Annotated in this window: 11 protein-coding genes and 1 pseudogene; 8 read left to right on the top strand and 4 right to left on the bottom strand. The window is 39.5% G+C overall.

Features of this window, described 5'->3' with window-relative positions; genetic code table 11:
• Positions 1–621 (top strand): annotated as a pseudogene (locus HWQ39_RS33520) (site-specific integrase); the annotation flags it as partial.
• Positions 622–1,458: 837 nt separating this feature from the next.
• Here HWQ39_RS33520 and HWQ39_RS33515 read toward each other — a convergent pair.
• Positions 1,459–2,754, bottom strand: coding sequence for a dihydrolipoamide acetyltransferase family protein (locus HWQ39_RS33515; protein ID WP_292854452.1), 1,296 nt, complete (start codon positions 2,752–2,754; stop codon positions 1,459–1,461).
• Between the two features lie 344 nt (positions 2,755–3,098).
• On the opposite strand from HWQ39_RS33515, the gene HWQ39_RS33510 reads away from it, so the two are divergent.
• Entirely contained in the window at positions 3,099–3,620 is a 522-nt protein-coding gene (locus HWQ39_RS33510; RefSeq protein WP_292854449.1) for a hypothetical protein, read from the top strand.
• A 40-nt stretch (positions 3,621–3,660) separates the two neighbouring features.
• On the opposite strand, the gene HWQ39_RS33505 is transcribed toward HWQ39_RS33510, so the two are convergent.
• A complete protein-coding gene (locus tag HWQ39_RS33505) occupies positions 3,661–4,110 on the bottom strand; it encodes a YlqD family protein (protein WP_069072569.1) in 450 nt (149 codons plus the stop codon).
• Positions 4,111–4,148: 38 nt separating this feature from the next.
• The gene (locus HWQ39_RS33500; RefSeq protein WP_292854446.1) at positions 4,149–6,125 is read right to left on the bottom strand and encodes a long-chain fatty acid--CoA ligase; all 1,977 of its coding nucleotides are present in this window, start codon (positions 6,123–6,125) and stop codon (positions 4,149–4,151) included.
• Between the two features lie 171 nt (positions 6,126–6,296).
• Here HWQ39_RS33500 and HWQ39_RS33495 point away from each other — a divergent pair, with 171 nt between their 5' ends.
• The 6 genes from HWQ39_RS33495 (at position 6,297) to HWQ39_RS33470 (ending at position 14,652) form a co-directional block, all read left to right on the top strand.
• Positions 6,297–6,617: a hypothetical protein gene (locus tag HWQ39_RS33495; protein WP_292854443.1), complete on the top strand. Its 321-nt coding sequence runs from the start codon at positions 6,297–6,299 to the stop codon at positions 6,615–6,617.
• Between the two features lie 787 nt (positions 6,618–7,404).
• Complete coding sequence (locus tag HWQ39_RS33490; RefSeq protein ID WP_292854440.1) at positions 7,405–7,746, top strand: CU044_2847 family protein; 342 nt, start codon at positions 7,405–7,407, stop codon at positions 7,744–7,746.
• Position 7,747: 1 nt separating this feature from the next.
• On the top strand, positions 7,748–8,641 hold the full coding sequence (locus tag HWQ39_RS33485; protein WP_292854438.1) for a trypsin-like peptidase domain-containing protein: 894 nt from the start codon (positions 7,748–7,750) through the stop codon (positions 8,639–8,641).
• Positions 8,642–8,658: 17 nt separating this feature from the next.
• Positions 8,659–10,314 (top strand): hypothetical protein, encoded by a 1,656-nt coding sequence (locus HWQ39_RS33480; protein WP_292854436.1) that lies wholly within the window; start codon positions 8,659–8,661, stop codon positions 10,312–10,314.
• Between the two features lie 62 nt (positions 10,315–10,376).
• A complete protein-coding gene (locus HWQ39_RS33475) occupies positions 10,377–13,169 on the top strand; it encodes a tetratricopeptide repeat protein (protein WP_292854433.1) in 2,793 nt (930 codons plus the stop codon).
• A 184-nt stretch (positions 13,170–13,353) separates the two neighbouring features.
• The gene (locus tag HWQ39_RS33470) at positions 13,354–14,652 is read left to right on the top strand and encodes a radical SAM protein (protein ID WP_292854431.1); all 1,299 of its coding nucleotides are present in this window, start codon (positions 13,354–13,356) and stop codon (positions 14,650–14,652) included.
• Positions 14,653–14,895: 243 nt separating this feature from the next.
• Here HWQ39_RS33470 and HWQ39_RS33465 read toward each other — a convergent pair whose 3' ends face one another.
• Positions 14,896–15,597, bottom strand: coding sequence for a hypothetical protein (locus HWQ39_RS33465; protein ID WP_292854429.1), 702 nt, complete (start codon positions 15,595–15,597; stop codon positions 14,896–14,898).
• Between the last annotated feature and the right edge of the window lie 224 nt (positions 15,598–15,821).

Raw genomic sequence — 15,821 nt, 5'->3', positions numbered from 1 at the left:
ATCAAAACCTACGCTCTTATGGCGTTATTGCTGCTTAATTTTGTCCGAAGTATTGATTCAGGAAGTTATGGCGCGAGAAGCAGGCAGATCCGTAGCCTACCAACGGATAAATTAATTCTTGAATGTCATTCTAGTTTCGCTGATGCAAAGTGGCAGTGGATATTTGGAATGCTTGCCACTTACGGATTGAGAAATCATGAAGTATTTTTCTTAGATTTAGAGCAACTACGAGCAGGTAATAAAATTATTACCGTCCTTGCTGGAAAGACCGGCTACAGAAAAATCTGGCCGTTCCATCCAGAGTGGTTTGACTCATTTGGGTTGCCAAATGTAAAAATCCCTGACATCAACTTAAACCGAAATAATTCTGTAATTGGCAGAACCGTTACTCAAAGATTTAGGCGAAATAATGGTTTACCGTTCAAGTTTTACGATCTTCGCCATGCCTGGGCTATTCGCACTCTAGAATATGGAATTGATATAACCCTTGCAGCGCAACAGATGGGGCACAGCCTGTCAGTTCACAGCAACCTCTATCACGCATGGATCAACGCCGAGCATCACCAAAGAGCTTTCGACTTGGCAATAAATAAAAGCGATCGCCCCGTGCCGCCAGAATGATGAATTTATAATTTCTAATTTTGAGTTAACCAGCAGCTAGTTTGCTGGATTTTTGCATTGCGATTGTAGTGAGACGGTGACTCTTAATCTATTGGTTGCGGGTTCAAATCCCTCGTCACCCACTTTTTAAATGTTATTTGTACATTAACTTGCCAGCAAGCTTCGTATATACTAAGGGACTTCCAGTGAAAAAACATCCCATAGTCAAAGCGTATAAATGTACAGATAGTTTGGGATAATTTATTTTTTGGAAGTCCCTAACTTAACTCCGATTCTCCAAACTAATTTGATTCATCAATATTTCGAGCTATTTGGCGTTGGTGAAAAATAGGATTGATAACTCCCCACGGCTATAAACCGGCGAATTCTTGAATTTCCCACAATCGGATCTTCAATGGGGCTAACAATGACCCCCTACTGATTCCATCGAGAACTAGTCCCAAGTTCACCCCTACTTTACGAATAATGTTCGCACTTCCATTACAATCAGCGTTGATTCTATAAAGGTGAATAAGGTGCAAGGAAAAAGACTTGATATCACAAAAAATCAATCACTTTTTCGTATTCAAGAAATTTAGGGTAGTTTGTAACTCTCCTCCAGCATAGCTGCCGACGCTCGCGGACTCGCTCTAAGCGTTGGCGCAGCCTCTCTATGAGAAGCCATGCCGTTGGCAGAGCCTCTCATAGAGAAGGCTTTACGCTGCGCTATCCTGCCTCTTAGCCTCCACGAAAAGACTTTTTCAGCAAGCCCTAAGTATTGTTTGTTGTTAGCGCTACTCTACGAAAAATTGCTGCTCGCTCATAGCGCTAACATTTAAATTTGGTGTTTTTTCAAAACTACAGTGTCAAAGATTGAGGATTCGTCTCAATCAATTTTGCTAAATCTTGCAAGAACGCCGCAGCATGGGCACCGTAAATAATCCGGTGGTCAGAAGTAATATTAACTTGCATTTGTTGTCGCACGGCAAATAAACCGTCGGGTGTTGCTACCACTTGCGGACGCGATGCCCCGATCGCTAAAATTGAACCTTGTCCAGGCGGCAAAATGGCATCAAATTTGTCTACGCCAAACATCCCCAAATTCGACAGGGTAAAAGTACCACTGTTATATTCTTGGGGCTGTAGTTGTTTGGCCCTGGCACGTTCTACCAAAGACTTCCAAGTACGCGATAGAGAATATATATCCACTGCGTCGGCATTTTGCAGCACAGGTGTAATTAATCCGCCATCATCCATCGCCACTGCTACAGAAATGTTGATATCAGAATGATAAACAATACCCTGGTCTGAGTAGCTAGCATTTAACAATGGGTGTTTTTGCAATGTCACTGCTACAGCTTTCGCTAGTAGCGCTGTCATTGTCACGCCTTTGGATTTAATTTGTTTATAAAGTTTGTCTAATCCATCGGTGGTAATTGTATAACCGACATGGAAGACGGGCACGGATATGGTAGCTACCATATTCCGCACTACGGCATTTTGGAAGGTAGTTAGAGGTACAATTTGACCAGGAACAGCGGCTACTACTGGTGTGGGTGCTGGTGTCCGAGGTGCTGGGGGTGCAACTGGAGCGCTGGTTGGTATAGGTGCAGCAGGGGCAATTGGGGTGGGTTGTTTGCCTTTATTGGACAATGCTTCTACATCTTCGGCGACAATGCGACCGTGGGGGCCACTGCCTTGGAGTGTAGTTAAATCAACTTTGAGTTCTTTGGCTAACTTGCGGGCGCGGGGTGAAGCTACAAGCCTTCCTTCTTTGTGGTTAGACCCGTTTTGAGACGCTAAGGCAGGTGTGGCGGCTGAGGCTGTGGCGGGGACTGGTTCTGGGGAAGAGGTTGTAGTAGCAGCCGCACCGCCGGAATTGGCAAGAGATTTCGCCTGTTCAATTTCAGCTTCCGTTTCGGCAATAAAGGCGATCGCAGATCCTACCGAGGCAGTTTCACCAGCTTCAACTATGATATGGGCAAGAAATCCCTCATAAAAGGTTTCTACATCCATATCCGCCTTATCTGACTCTACAACCACCACTGTTTCGCCTTTTTCCACTTTGTCCCCTGGCGATTTCACCCAGGAGACGATTTTGCCTTCCGTCATGGTGGAACTCAGCGCCGGCATAAATACTTCATGAATGCTCATAGGGTGGTTTGGAAATCAATGGTTTATGGACTTTAACAGTTTTTATCAGATCGAATTGTATCTTGGTGGGAGGGTTTTAAACTGTTTATATTTTAGGTTGGGCATGGGGCATTAGCTTTTGACTAATGACTAATAGGAACCTAAATATAACTTAGAGGTCTATAGGACTCGTATTTGATTTTTGAAAAATTCCCTATTCCCTACTCCCTATTCCCTTGCTATTTATATTCCTCATAACTACTGCTTAAGATACAAGAGCTTCTCACAGATAGAGGATATGAGATGCAGTTCAATCTAGAATTCAAAATTGGTAATAAACCTATTTGAAATTTCTGTTTACTTTTATGTCGGCAAAGTTGAAATTCTTTTTGATTGTAATACTGAGTGTCTTTGCGACTGCTAGCGCTGGAGTTTATATTATCCAGCACCAGCCATCTGCACTGATTGTTGAAACTACTGATGGGCAAACCTCGCAGGTGGCAACAATACATCAGTCTCAAGAGGTTGTGGCATACTCAGAGCGTTCCGATTATAAAACTATACCTCTAGAAACGCTTAACTCATCTCTCCAAGGGAGCGATCCTGCTACTCTCGCCCTGAATGCCTTTGAGGACATAGGAGTGGGAGGAACGCGAAAGGTAGAGGTAGCTTATCCGCAACGAAATCAGGCGTTAGTGACGATTACGCAAATCAAGGGGGGTAATGATTCAGTTAGTAAGGTTAAATATCGAGTTGAGATGAGTACTTTTGGGCGATCGCTTTTTATTAGCTCACCTCCAGTCTGGCAAATTATTTGGGCTGGCTCCCAGATGGAATGTTGGGCTGGGAGCCACTCCCAGGCTAAGTTAAATCACATTTGTCATTAGTCATTGGTTACAAAACAAATGACAACGGCAAATCACAAATTTAAATGTCGCCGCGAATTTCTTCTACCACGCCATCGCGCAGAACGATTTCGACCTGCATTTTGCTAATCAGGTTATCACCAGTTTCTACCCGGAAAAAGCCTTCCATTTGAAATTGGTTGACTTCCTGATCTTGCTGGAGAAACTGCACTTGCTGGAGGTTTTGCAACAATTGATTTTTTTGCTCTAAAAATTCACTTTTCTTTTGGTTGACTTGGAGTTGGATATTGTCAATTTGTTGAAGAGTCTGAGGCCCAGGTGGTTGTAGACTCTGCTTTTGAATTGCCGCGATCGCTCTTTGTCCTTCAACGTCTAGCTGTTGCAATTGCTGATCGAGTTGATTGATTTGCGTTTGCAGCTGCTGTTGTACTTCCTCTTTCCAGAGAGGAGTCACAATGACTTTGACGTTAACGACGCGTTTCAGAAGCAAATTAGATTTGGAGACATCCATATTTCACGTTCACTCTTTACAGTTAGCAGGTGGAATCATCAGGCAAAGATGCCGTCAATAATATCGCGATAGCGTTCCGTGACGATGTGTCGTCGAACTTTCAGTGTTTGTGTCATCAAACCATTTTCGATCGAAAACGGTTCCAGAATGAGTTTAAACGTTCCGATGCGGTCATCCGGTCGATAACCTGGACGATTTTGCACTTCCCGATTTAATTCTTGGCGAAATAAATCCTGGATCATTCTACTCTCCAAGTCAATTTTTTGACTATCTGAGGAAGTTACGCGATCGTTGGACGTATCCAGTATCAAATTCTGACTTGCTGCCCATTTTTCCAAGGCTTCGACATTGGGGACAATTAAAGCTCCCAGGCTGCGCTGATCTTGGCCGACGAGCATAATTTGATCGATGTATGGCGATCGCAAACAGGCATCTTCAATCGGCTGTGGCTCGATGTTTTCCCCGTTAGTCAATACAATCGTATCCTTCGCCCTGCCAGTCAGCACCAAATCGTCTTGTGGTGTTAGCCAACCCAAATCACCGCTATCAAACCAACCTTCGGTATCAATTGCTTTGGCTGTTGCTTCGGGATTTTGGTAATAGCCTTGCATAATCTGTGGCCCCTTCAACAATACCAAGCCTCGCTTTCCTACTGATAGAGGCGCCTTTGTTTCAGGATCTACAATCTTAGCTTCTGTAGCGGGGAGTGGTAGTCCTGACGCACCAATCAAATTTCGCCAAGGACGGCGCACATGGGTAACAGGAGAAGTTTCTGTCAAACCATAGCCTTGCAAAATCTGCACGCCAATAATTTCAAAGAAATTGTCGATATGTCTCGGAAGCGCACCACCGCCGCTAATCATCTGCTTAACTTCTCCTCCTGTAGCTTCTCGCACCTTGGCATAAACCAGTCGCTCTCCCAAGGCGTGGAGAGGCAAGAAAACAGATGCTTGGATCTTAGCTGCTAATCGCTCGATGGCGGAAGCATGAAGATTATTTAAATCCAATCCCTGAGCAGTTCGTTGGGCTTTGATATATTTATCGCTAATGCCCAATAAAAAGTTAACTAGGCGTTGCTTATTCGCTGGTTGTTCGCGGAACTGCTTTTGCACTCCTTCATAAATCGATTCCCACAGGCGGGGTACACCCACCATGTAATTGGGTTTAAATTTTTTCAAATCTCCTTTCACAGAGCGCAAATTAGTATAAACTTGCGTGCAACCTTGAGATAGTAGGTAATATTCAACAGTTCGTTCGTAGCTGTGCCACGAAGGTAGGATACTGAGAACAATATCGCCGACATTTGGTTGCAATACTGTCCCAAAACTTATCACTTGGTGCATCAAATTGTTATAAGACAGCATTACACCCTTGGGTTTGCCCGTAGTGCCAGAGGTATAAATTAGGGTTGCTAAAGCGTCACGATTTTGCTTGGCTGGCACAAAATGATGATTTCCACCAATTTCAATCAATTGTGTAAAATTGAGTACTTTTAGGGTTTCCTCTGTTGCTGATGCTTCATCAGAAAGTAAGATTACCACTTGAATTGGTAAATCTTTGAGACGGTCTTGTAGTTTTTTAAGTGTTTTTAAATCCTCAACGACGATCGCTGTACTACCGCTATTCGCGATGATAAACAGCAGTTCTTCTTTTTCGGCTTGGGAGCTACGCACGGCATCAACGGCTCCAGCAGTCATTATGCCTTGATCGGCAATGAACCAGCGAGGACTGTTGTCAGCAATTAGGGAAATGCGATCGCCTACCTTGACTCCTAACGCCTGCAACCCAGAAGCAAATAGTTGTATTTGCTCTGCTAACTGGGTATAAGTAATCACTACTTCTGGTTTACTGAGAGGGCTGCGGAGGGCGACGACATCACCAAATTTTTGAGCGGCTAAGGGCCAAACTTCTGGCAACGATTCCACATTTGTGTAATCTACCAACCGCTTTAATGACTGCCGTTCTCCTTCACTGATATTAGATAAAAAAGAAGAGACGGTTTGGGTTTTTGACATAACACCTTACCTAAAGATTTTAAACTGATCGTTTTTACAGCTTATTTTGTTATTTCGCTACAATCACCGTCCTTATTATCCACATTCCCTTCTGTGTATGATAATTCCAGGAATTCCACGTTTATATTTACAAAAATTTATGTTAAAGTTAGTTTACATAGAGTGCAAGCAATGATTGTGTTTGCATCTAAGAACAGCGATGTCTACGACGGGCTACGCCTACCTTTCACAGGGGATGACTTACCTATGAATTTGATAGACACTATATTGCTAACATTGCTAAATATCGCTGCCTGCATAGCATTGCCTAAGCTTTTAGCTATACTTCTGGCTGCTAAAACCAAACTGACTGAAGCGTTACCGAATGGTTCCAAATTACAAGCAGCCAAAATTCAACTTACCAGTTTTCCTTATTGTACAGCTTACCAATTGACAAATAGCCAATACTGTAAATTCAGTCCTGATTTTTGTGCCAAGTGTTCTCCTAATTAATGGATTATTTGCAAGCAAAAATTCCTCAGTACTTCCAGCTACCAGCTATTCAATTAACTAAATCCCTGATTTCTTCAAGAAGTCAGGGATATTTTTATAGATGTGGTTTGCATAACGTTACCACGAGAAAATTTAATTAAATTTACATACCGTAACATAGTTTAATTTATTCTTGCCTACTTACTTAAATTCAAGTAATTTTCTAGCTAAGTCAGTATAATTACTAATTGAAATCAGGCTGTTGATATAACTAATATAACAGTTGACATAACAATTGTTGTATCTGTAGCACGACAGTCAAGCAGCTTGTAATGCCAACGCAGCAAGAAGTTAGTCAGTTTATTCAGAAACTTCACAAACTTCTAGTAGGCTGTAAAGTCAACTATGCTGGGTAAATAAGTTTGTAGTCAGGACTTTAGTCTTTGCGTTAAGCACTTAAATGCTTACTACGTATCAGACTTTCGTTACCTTTATGGACTACCAGTGGTTCATGTCATTAATTACGATACGTGAAGGCAATCAGATCCCCGACTTCTTGAAAAAATCAGGGATCTCGCAACCCCGCAAAATTAATGATACATACTGCTATTAGTCTGTCAATGAACGAATGATAGGTGGAGAGAGTTTTGGCAGAAGTTAAATGAAATAGGAGAATAAAGTCAGAAATTATTGGAGAAGTATTTAACGAGTTAACCATTAAATGAGATTAGAATTACAAAAATTCTGCCAACTCATTTGATGATTAACACATTAAACTATTAGTTCAAAATAACAGGTTTCATTCATTATGAATCAGAAACAAATTACAGAATTTTCTCTCCAAGATCGGACGAAGTTTTTAGTTGAAGTTGATGAGCCAGAAAATAGTAATGCTGTGAGACGTGTTGCCAGAGCAGACACAGGGCAAATGGTAGTTGAAGCTAAAAAGAAATTTGACGAGGTTTTAGATCAAATCCAACCTGTAGCTTCCGCAATTATCACTAAACTGAGTCAGCTTAATACACCTGCTAATGAGGTAGAAGTTAAGTTTGGGATTAAGTTAAATGCTGCTGCGGGTGCAATTTTTACTTCTGTAAGTGGTGAAGCTAACTACGAAATTACCTTGAAATGGAAGCAAGACAAGGCATAGCATGGTAGTAAGTACAGATAATTATATTCAAACTTTTAGGTCAGCGATCACGCGGATTTTTCATCCTAGTGGTGCGGTATTTGGTGTAGGTTTTTTAGTCTCTGGACGAACTCAAAATTATATCCTGACATGCGCTCATGTTGTTACCTCTGCTCTATCTTTACCAGAAGATATAGTTGAAGCTCCTAGTGATGATATTTATTTAGATTTTCCCCTAATTGCATCAGGGCAACAACTCAAAGCTAAAGTTGTTTTTTGGCAACCCGTTGTCAGCAATGCATTAACCTCCGAGCCTGAAGATATTGCGGGATTGCAAATAGAAGGGCAATTACCTAAAGAAGCCCAACCCATTCAACTAATAAGAGCTAGCAATATCTGGGAGCATCCTTTCCGCATATTCGGTTTTCCTAATGGACACAATGATGGCGTTTGGGCTACAGGAGTGCTGCGAGACGCCCAAGGAAAGGGATGGGTGCAACTGGAAGATAGTAAGGTAACTGGCTACAGGATAGAACCAGGCTTTAGTGGTGCGCCTATATGGGATGAAACCCTTGTGGGAGTAGTTGGTATGGCAGTAGCGGCAGAGAAAAGGCGAGAAGCCATCAAGACTGCTTTTATGATTCCTGCGGATGTATTGATTGCAGCATGGGATGAAATAGGCTTGTCGATTTCGTCAAATGCACATACCCAGACAATTAAGAGCAGAGTGCAACAACTCAAAATCAAAACTTTGCAAGAACGTTTTGACGTTCTCAGTAGTGATTATGAGGCGGCTTACAATCAACTCAACTATACCCTGAGTGCGAGTGATCGCAATATCGTTCAACGCCAAATCAACAGCATACTACAAGAACTTGAGCGAGTCGAAAACGAACTTAATACCATCAACCATTAGTTTAATTGTTAAAAGTAATGAACAATCCTTCAGATTCGCGAAAAAAATATCTAGAGCAGTCAATTGCTTATTTAAAAATTGATATTGAAAGTATCAGCAAACAAATAGTGCGGACGCTTAGTGATGTCGATAAAAATAGATTGCAAAGACAAATTAATGATAGATTCGATGAAATAGAAAAATTTGAATTAGAGTTAATTCAGCTAACTCAAGAATCTGTTGAGCCTGAGCCTGAGAAGATCCCATTCACTAATCGCGATGCTGCAATTAATGAGATTACTGCAACTAACTCTCCTCCTTATCGTCTAGTGACAGCACCGGAAGGTTACGGAAAAACAGAATTTCTCAAACAGATACAAGGGCGTTTTCAAGAATTGCAATGGTGTTGTGCTTATGCTTCTATATCTAGTTATGAAAGTATTGAAGACTTAGAAAAACGATTAGCAAGTTCTCTCAACTTGACAATCCCAGAAGGGCATAAATTAAGTTGGGGAGAGCGTTTAGGCTCACTATTGCATAGAAATTGGGCTAGATGGCAAGCTCAGGATAAAAAAGGTATTGTGCTACTAATCGATCTGGATGGAAGTGCGCCACAAAAACAACGTTTAAATGAACTTTTTAATGACTTCAGAGACTTCGCCTGGAAAATTGAAAAATGTTTGAAAGAATTACTATTTTTTAAAGAAAATTCTCGGAGACTTCGGGTTGTGATTGCAGCTCGCTGCCTGATTGATCTCCCCTTAGATCGAATTTTTCCTAAACTAACACTCTCTCCTTTTAACTGGGAAGTGATTGAAGATACAGCAACAAAGTATCTCAATTCGTTCAAAATGACTTCTGAAAGTCTTGCCCTCCTGGCAGGACATTTACTGTATTTAACTGGCGGACATCCAGGGGGAATTGCCGAAGCATTAAAAGTTTATCGAGGTGGTGATTACACAGTTAATTTATTTTTAAACAGTTATGGAAATCAATTATGGGAAAAAAGCCTTAAAAAGTGTAGAGATCAGATTAGAGAAAGCTTGGTAAAAGAAAATAATCATCTGTACGAATCTATTGAAAAACTGAGTATATTTCCCATACTCAATGGAACTTGGATATTAAAGGAAGCCGTTCAGAGATTTCAGTTACCTTTCAGTGATGATATTTTTAAATTAAATGCTGAACTGACAAAGACATCTATTTTTACTCGTGATAAAACGATTATCAAAGATGGTATGACACGACGGCTACTAGTCATTGGTCTTCTGAGAGAAAGTTCGCCTGATAACTTTCAATCACTTTGTAGCGAAGCGGCTCAAATCTGCTGGGAATATATTCATGAACTGAAATCAAAGAATAATTCTGCTTTCGCGGGTACTTGGTCTATGCAGTACTTTTTTCAAAGTCTTCAAAAACATGCTGGATTTATCAATTGTGGCCCGAATAGTCTGGCTTATCGACAAGAACTCCGCCAAGATTTCTTTGAAAAAACTGTTGAAGAAACTCTAGGAATATTCCGTAATACAGATAGAGAGCAATTCCATGAATTCATTTATACGCTTAAGTCTGAAGTAGAAAATGACTGGGAATTTCAGTTTGTTGTCAACTACTATCTACATAATGACGAATATAATGATACACCCTATAGATATTTAATTCAGAAGCTTGATGAAGCAATTCAAAATAACTAACTAAGGAGTAGGGATTAGGCGCGTACTGAGTTTTTCCAAAAATCAAACAGGAGTCCTATATTATGTCTGAACTAGATAAATTAGAGTTTGTTGGTCGTGCAGAACATCTAAATCGAATAATTTCCCTTGTTCAGGAGTCTAATAAGCTGCATGTCGTTTTAGTCGAGGGTAGAGGTGGGATTGGCAAAACTTGGTTGCTTCGTACATTACAATCCCGTCTAAACCAAATTCAAATTGGGACAAGTGAAATTATTGATTGTGATATCCCTGTTTTTAATGATGCAGAAGATTTATACACTCAAATTGCCAAACAATTATACGATTCTACATATAAAGAATGGTTGCTTCGCTTACGACAACTGCGAGAAGATGAAAACCGCCTTAGTCAAACTGCATACGAACAGGAACGTAGACAACTTGAAAGGTTTTTGGTCGATGAAATTAATCGAAAATCCAACCAACAGAAACTAGTATTTCTAATTGATACAGTTGAAAAGTTAGGACAAGCAGATTTAAGAGAGCAAGTTTGGGAGTGTATTGGCAATTTGTGCCATCAGCTAGAGAATGCCGTATTTATTTTAGCAGGTCGTCCTAGTATTGCCCGGCAAATTCTAGAAAAGTCATTCAAAGAAGAAGAATTAACTTGTTTAGAATTAAATGAATTTACTCATGAAGATGTGCAAACATACATTCTTTCTAAGGAAGAACAGCTTCACTTTACTCTCGGACAAGACTTGGTTAAAAAGATCATAGTTCTTTCTGGTGGTAGCCCGATCATGATTGAATTTGGAGTAGAGTATGCTTATCGGGAAGTTATACCAGATTGGTTAGAGAGTGAAGATATAGAAACAATTCCTAGCAGGTTAGAAAAAACTGGTGGATTTGAAGCTGAGATGGTTAGACATATTACGCAGCTTCGGACATCAATGGATCGGCTAACTCTCTTGCTTTCACGTATCTACCCATTAGATAGTGCTGATATTGCTAATTTATTAGAACTATCTTCAGAAGAAGCTCAAAGATTATTTATTGATGCACAAAGCTACTTTTTTATCAAACCCGTAATCGGTGGTTCGCAAATATCATTACATGATATTGTGCGAGACTTAGTTAAGAAATATGTATGGGCAGATATTGACCCAGATTTGGAATGGAGAAAACGAGATAGTCGGATTGCTGCCAAATATTTCGAGCAAAAAGATTACGATTTAGGGCCACAAAAAAGGGTATTAGAGATTCAGCGTCACTCTGATGATTCTCATAAATTCACTAATATTGAGTTTCTGATTGAAGAAATAAAACAACTGCGAGAATTCAATACTACGCGATGGCTCTGGAATGCTTTATACGCCGAGCCAAAAATAGGTTTTGAAACTTGGCATGAAGTTACTGATAGGATACGCCGCCAATCTAAAAAATTTGGTTTTGTCAATCAATTGTTGGCAATTGCCAAACAGTTTGAAACAGAGATAACTTCGGATCAAAAATTCAAACTGATTATTTTTGAATCAAAGATCGTTCATGCTCTTAAAGACAAGAGTACAAAAGAACATGAGTTGATCAAATTAGAGGGAATGCTACCTGAACAATCTGCTAATTCATCTCATCAAGCCGATATTTACAATGTCTTGGGAATGCTAAATACCAAGTTACATCTCTATGACGAAGCTTTGAAATATCAGCAAGAGTGTTTATCCTTAGTTCAAGGCAAAAAGCTATCATACGCTATTCCTGCTGTAGCTAACCTAGTTGGTTATCTGCATCGACAACTCAACAACTTTCAGGAAGCTGAGAAATATTATAAACTAGGTTGGGACGCTGCGATGGAAGTTGATACTCCTGACAAAGGCTTAACTCAAGTTATGGCTAGCATTCAGAATAACTTGGGATTTTTGTATGGACAACAAAAAGATTACGTAAAGGCTGAACAGTGTTTTAAAGCTGCTATTGATATGTGGTCGAGTGTTGAGAGCGAACGCGAAATAGCCAACGCCGAAATTGCCTCTGCTACTATTTTAGTAGATAATGGTAATTATGTGAAAGCTAAACAGCTACTTGAACGAGCATTAAGCCGTTGCGACAATGAGGAAAACGATAATCAAATATTATGTAGAGCATACTTTCAGTTAGGCTTAAATCAGTGGTTTAGTGCCGAGGTAGTAAATGAAACCGTTTGGGATGTGACACAAGTACAGTGGGATCTCAATCTCCTAAGTATTGCTCAAGATGCTTTAGAAAAAAGCCTGAAACTGGCAGAAAAATACGGGCTTGAAGAGGAATTACCTGGGATTTTACACCAAACTGCTAGTGTCTATTGGCATCTTGGGTTTCAAACAGGCGATCGCACCTTGCAAGAACAAGCTCTAATACTCAATGAACGCTCTTATCAGACTAGTCTAGAATACAATGACATGCGATATGCCATCGATAGCCTGGTAGGTAAAGCTGAGTTTGATTATTATGCAAAAGCATACAACCATATTTCAGGTTATGCACGAGAACTTAGCGATCGCTTCCAATCCTATCAAAATATCCATACATTATACTTTGGTCGTATATTACGGATAGAAGGTGATGTTGCATTTCAAGAAGCGAACTACGATTTTGCTTTTAGTAAATATGCTCAAGGAATACCCAAAATCTTTCAACATGGAGGTTTCGGGCCGTATTCAATCAAACATGAGCTAAATCTACTCCAAAAGAAAATTGAACGTTTGCCGATAGAACTTTCTAAAACTCTGATTCAGCAACTCAAATCTCAGTGGAAAGATCATAAAGCCCTTAAGGAATGGTGCGATCAACAAATGTTCCTGACTAGAATACGTGCGACTAAACAGCCATCTTCTCATGCTTAGTAAGAAAATTGATCGACCCCAAATTTTAGTTTCTCTCAACTCTACTTATGTACCAACAGGGCAATGCGACTGTGATGGAGGGGATTGTGCTTGTGACTTATCCCCTTTAACAGAATTATGCTCAGATGCCCGGTTATCTCTAGGGATGTTGGAGACAGAGTTTGTAAGAATTGCCAACTCGCAGATGATGAATCTAGATGATACTTATTCTATCTGTTATGGTACTTATCATAAAGTAGCAGTTCTAAATCAATCAGCAATATATTTATTAAATCAATTTACAAACCCTCATAAATTAGATGATATTGCACTAGAAAATCTTTCTATTGATTCAGCAGACTTACAAATAGCTATTCAAGAACTATATCAAGCGCGTTTGATAGCACCTAATAATTACTCATTTAATCTAAATGAAATACCAGAAACTTTAACAGCATGGTTACATATCACCGATCGCTGTAACTTAAGATGCGATTACTGCTACCTTCCTCATGTAGCAAATGATATGTCAATAGATATAGGTAAAGCAGCTATTGAAGCTACATTTCGCTCTGCAATTTTAAATAATTACCGCCGCGTCAAACTGAAGTATGCAGGAGGAGAAGCATTATTATGTTCCCCTTTAATTAAGGAGCTACATTTGTACGCTCAATCCCTTAGCAAAGAAACAGACATTATATTAGATGGAGTTGTTCTTAGTAATGGAACATTGATTACATCTGAGATGATTGAGATGCTTAAAATATTGAATCTGCGTCTCATGATTTCACTAGATGGATTGTCCAATTTTCACAATATCCAACGTTCTTATGCGGGTGGAAAGGGATCGTTTCAAGATGTTGAACGAGGTATTAAGATTGCTTTGCAAAATGGTCTTATACCAGATATTTCCATTACAGTTAGTGGGCGGAACGCAGAAGGATTACCCGCTCTTATTGAATGGATATTGGAAAATAATCTACCCTTTAGTTTAAATTTCTATCGCGAAAATGAACTGTCAGCTTCTTACGAAGACCTGCAACTAGAAGAATCTCGACTGATAGAGGGAATGTTAGCAGCGTTCAAAGTTATTGAATTGAAATTACCTAATCGAAGCTTGCTAGGTTCATTGATTGATCGTGCTAACTTATCTTCTCCTCATAAACGTACTTGTGGAGTTGGACAAAGCTATCTCGTATTTGATTACAAAGGACAAATTGCTAAATGCCAGATGCAGCTACATAAAACTGTATCTTCATCTGCTACAGAAGATCCTTTAAGTGTTGTGCGACAAGATAAAGTAGGTATTCAGAATTTGTCAGTTGAGCAAAAAGAAGGCTGTCGTACATGTGAGTGGAAAAATTGGTGTACAGGTGGTTGTCCTTTGGCAACATTTAAGGCTACAGGTCGTTATGATATTCAATCTCCAAATTGCAATATTTACAAGGCTCTCTATCCTGAAGCTCTCCGACTAGAGGGCTTACGTCTGATCAAATATAGTTAACTTTAAATCGTGAGAAACAAAATCCCCAATTTATTTGAGAAGTCGGGGATATATGGGTTGCAATTATTACAAACAAAATAGAATTCCTAACTGTAGGGTGCGTTAGTATGAAATCCGTAACGCACAATTCGTAAGGGTTTAGCCCGTTACGCTGTCGCTAAAACACCCTACGTATCTTTTTAAAAATCAAATAGTAGTCCTATATAGCGCTTATATATGGAAAAATTTATTGTTTGCAGGTTGCTAGTGATACTCTTTTTCTGGTACTCTAAAAGCTGCGTATTTCCATTCATTGCCCTCTAGATATTCAATTTTAAATTCTCCTTTAGTTAATAAAGTCATATCTTTAAGTGGTACTGTAGCGTTTTCTCCTAAAATAATACATTCCGAATTAATCGTAGTAGGTTGGTTAGGAGTAGTATTTATTTGATTAATAACTTTACGCTGCAACTCTTGGTATTGTTGCTCTGTTATTAGCTTAGAATCATACAACTTTTTTATGTCTCTCAATTGGGTTTCTATATCTGAACCACCTTGGTTTTGTGCGTTATCTAATTTACAAGAATCTGGTTTAAAAGCAATTTTTCTGACAGGATGATCCCACCATTTAGAAACTTGGGTTAACCAATTAGTCGTTCTCGTTGTATGTACTACTTTTACTTGACGATCGCTTATTTCTAAACGAACCCAATCAGTTGATCTTTTTTGGATCAAACCAGCAAATCCCCAAGACAAGACACTTCCTACTGAAACACCAGAATCGGCTAGACGAAGCTTAATAACTCTAGGTTCTATAGCTTGTGCTATTTTAATTTGCTTTGGAGCTATAGAGCTAATATTTGTAGCAAAAAAATCAGTATTTTTTTCTGTCGCACTAGAAGATTTTACTGCTGTAGAACTTACAAGTAATGCTACTGCTATCAAAATCCTAATTTGATTGTTCATCAGTTTATTTTATCTTGTTTTTTTGCTAAGATTCGTATGAACAACAGACTATAGTAACTAATTTGAGCTTGTCAAGAGGCAATTATTTAATGTCCATATCCCCGACTTCTTAAACAATACTCCGGACAATTTTTAGTTGACGGAATAGACAAGAAAGCTATCGAACCATTAAGGTGCTGATTAGAAAAAACTTGCACCGACTCGATAGCCATATGGAAATTGTA

The sequence above is a fragment of the Nostoc sp. NMS8 genome, assembly GCF_017115045.1.
In the GTDB taxonomy this organism is placed as follows: domain Bacteria; phylum Cyanobacteriota; class Cyanobacteriia; order Cyanobacteriales; family Nostocaceae; genus Nostoc.
This window is presented reverse-complemented; position numbering and strand designations above follow the sequence as displayed.

What these genes read in the sequence shown, in the direction of transcription:
- HWQ39_RS33485 (WP_292854438.1), top strand. Translation starts at nt 7,748, where the DNA reads ATGGTAGTAAGTACAGATAATTATATTCAAACTTTTAGGTCAGCGATC.
- HWQ39_RS33505 (WP_069072569.1), bottom strand. Translation starts at nt 4,110, where the DNA reads ATGGATGTCTCCAAATCTAATTTGCTTCTGAAACGCGTCGTTAACGTC.
- HWQ39_RS33480 (WP_292854436.1), top strand. Translation starts at nt 8,659, where the DNA reads ATGAACAATCCTTCAGATTCGCGAAAAAAATATCTAGAGCAGTCAATT.
- HWQ39_RS33490 (WP_292854440.1), top strand. Translation starts at nt 7,405, where the DNA reads ATGAATCAGAAACAAATTACAGAATTTTCTCTCCAAGATCGGACGAAG.
- HWQ39_RS33475 (WP_292854433.1), top strand. Translation starts at nt 10,377, where the DNA reads ATGTCTGAACTAGATAAATTAGAGTTTGTTGGTCGTGCAGAACATCTA.
- HWQ39_RS33510 (WP_292854449.1), top strand. Translation starts at nt 3,099, where the DNA reads ATGTCGGCAAAGTTGAAATTCTTTTTGATTGTAATACTGAGTGTCTTT.
- HWQ39_RS33500 (WP_292854446.1), bottom strand. Translation starts at nt 6,125, where the DNA reads ATGTCAAAAACCCAAACCGTCTCTTCTTTTTTATCTAATATCAGTGAA.
- HWQ39_RS33495 (WP_292854443.1), top strand. Translation starts at nt 6,297, where the DNA reads ATGATTGTGTTTGCATCTAAGAACAGCGATGTCTACGACGGGCTACGC.
- HWQ39_RS33465 (WP_292854429.1), bottom strand. Translation starts at nt 15,597, where the DNA reads ATGAACAATCAAATTAGGATTTTGATAGCAGTAGCATTACTTGTAAGT.
- HWQ39_RS33470 (WP_292854431.1), top strand. Translation starts at nt 13,354, where the DNA reads ATGATGAATCTAGATGATACTTATTCTATCTGTTATGGTACTTATCAT.
- HWQ39_RS33515 (WP_292854452.1), bottom strand. Translation starts at nt 2,754, where the DNA reads ATGAGCATTCATGAAGTATTTATGCCGGCGCTGAGTTCCACCATGACG.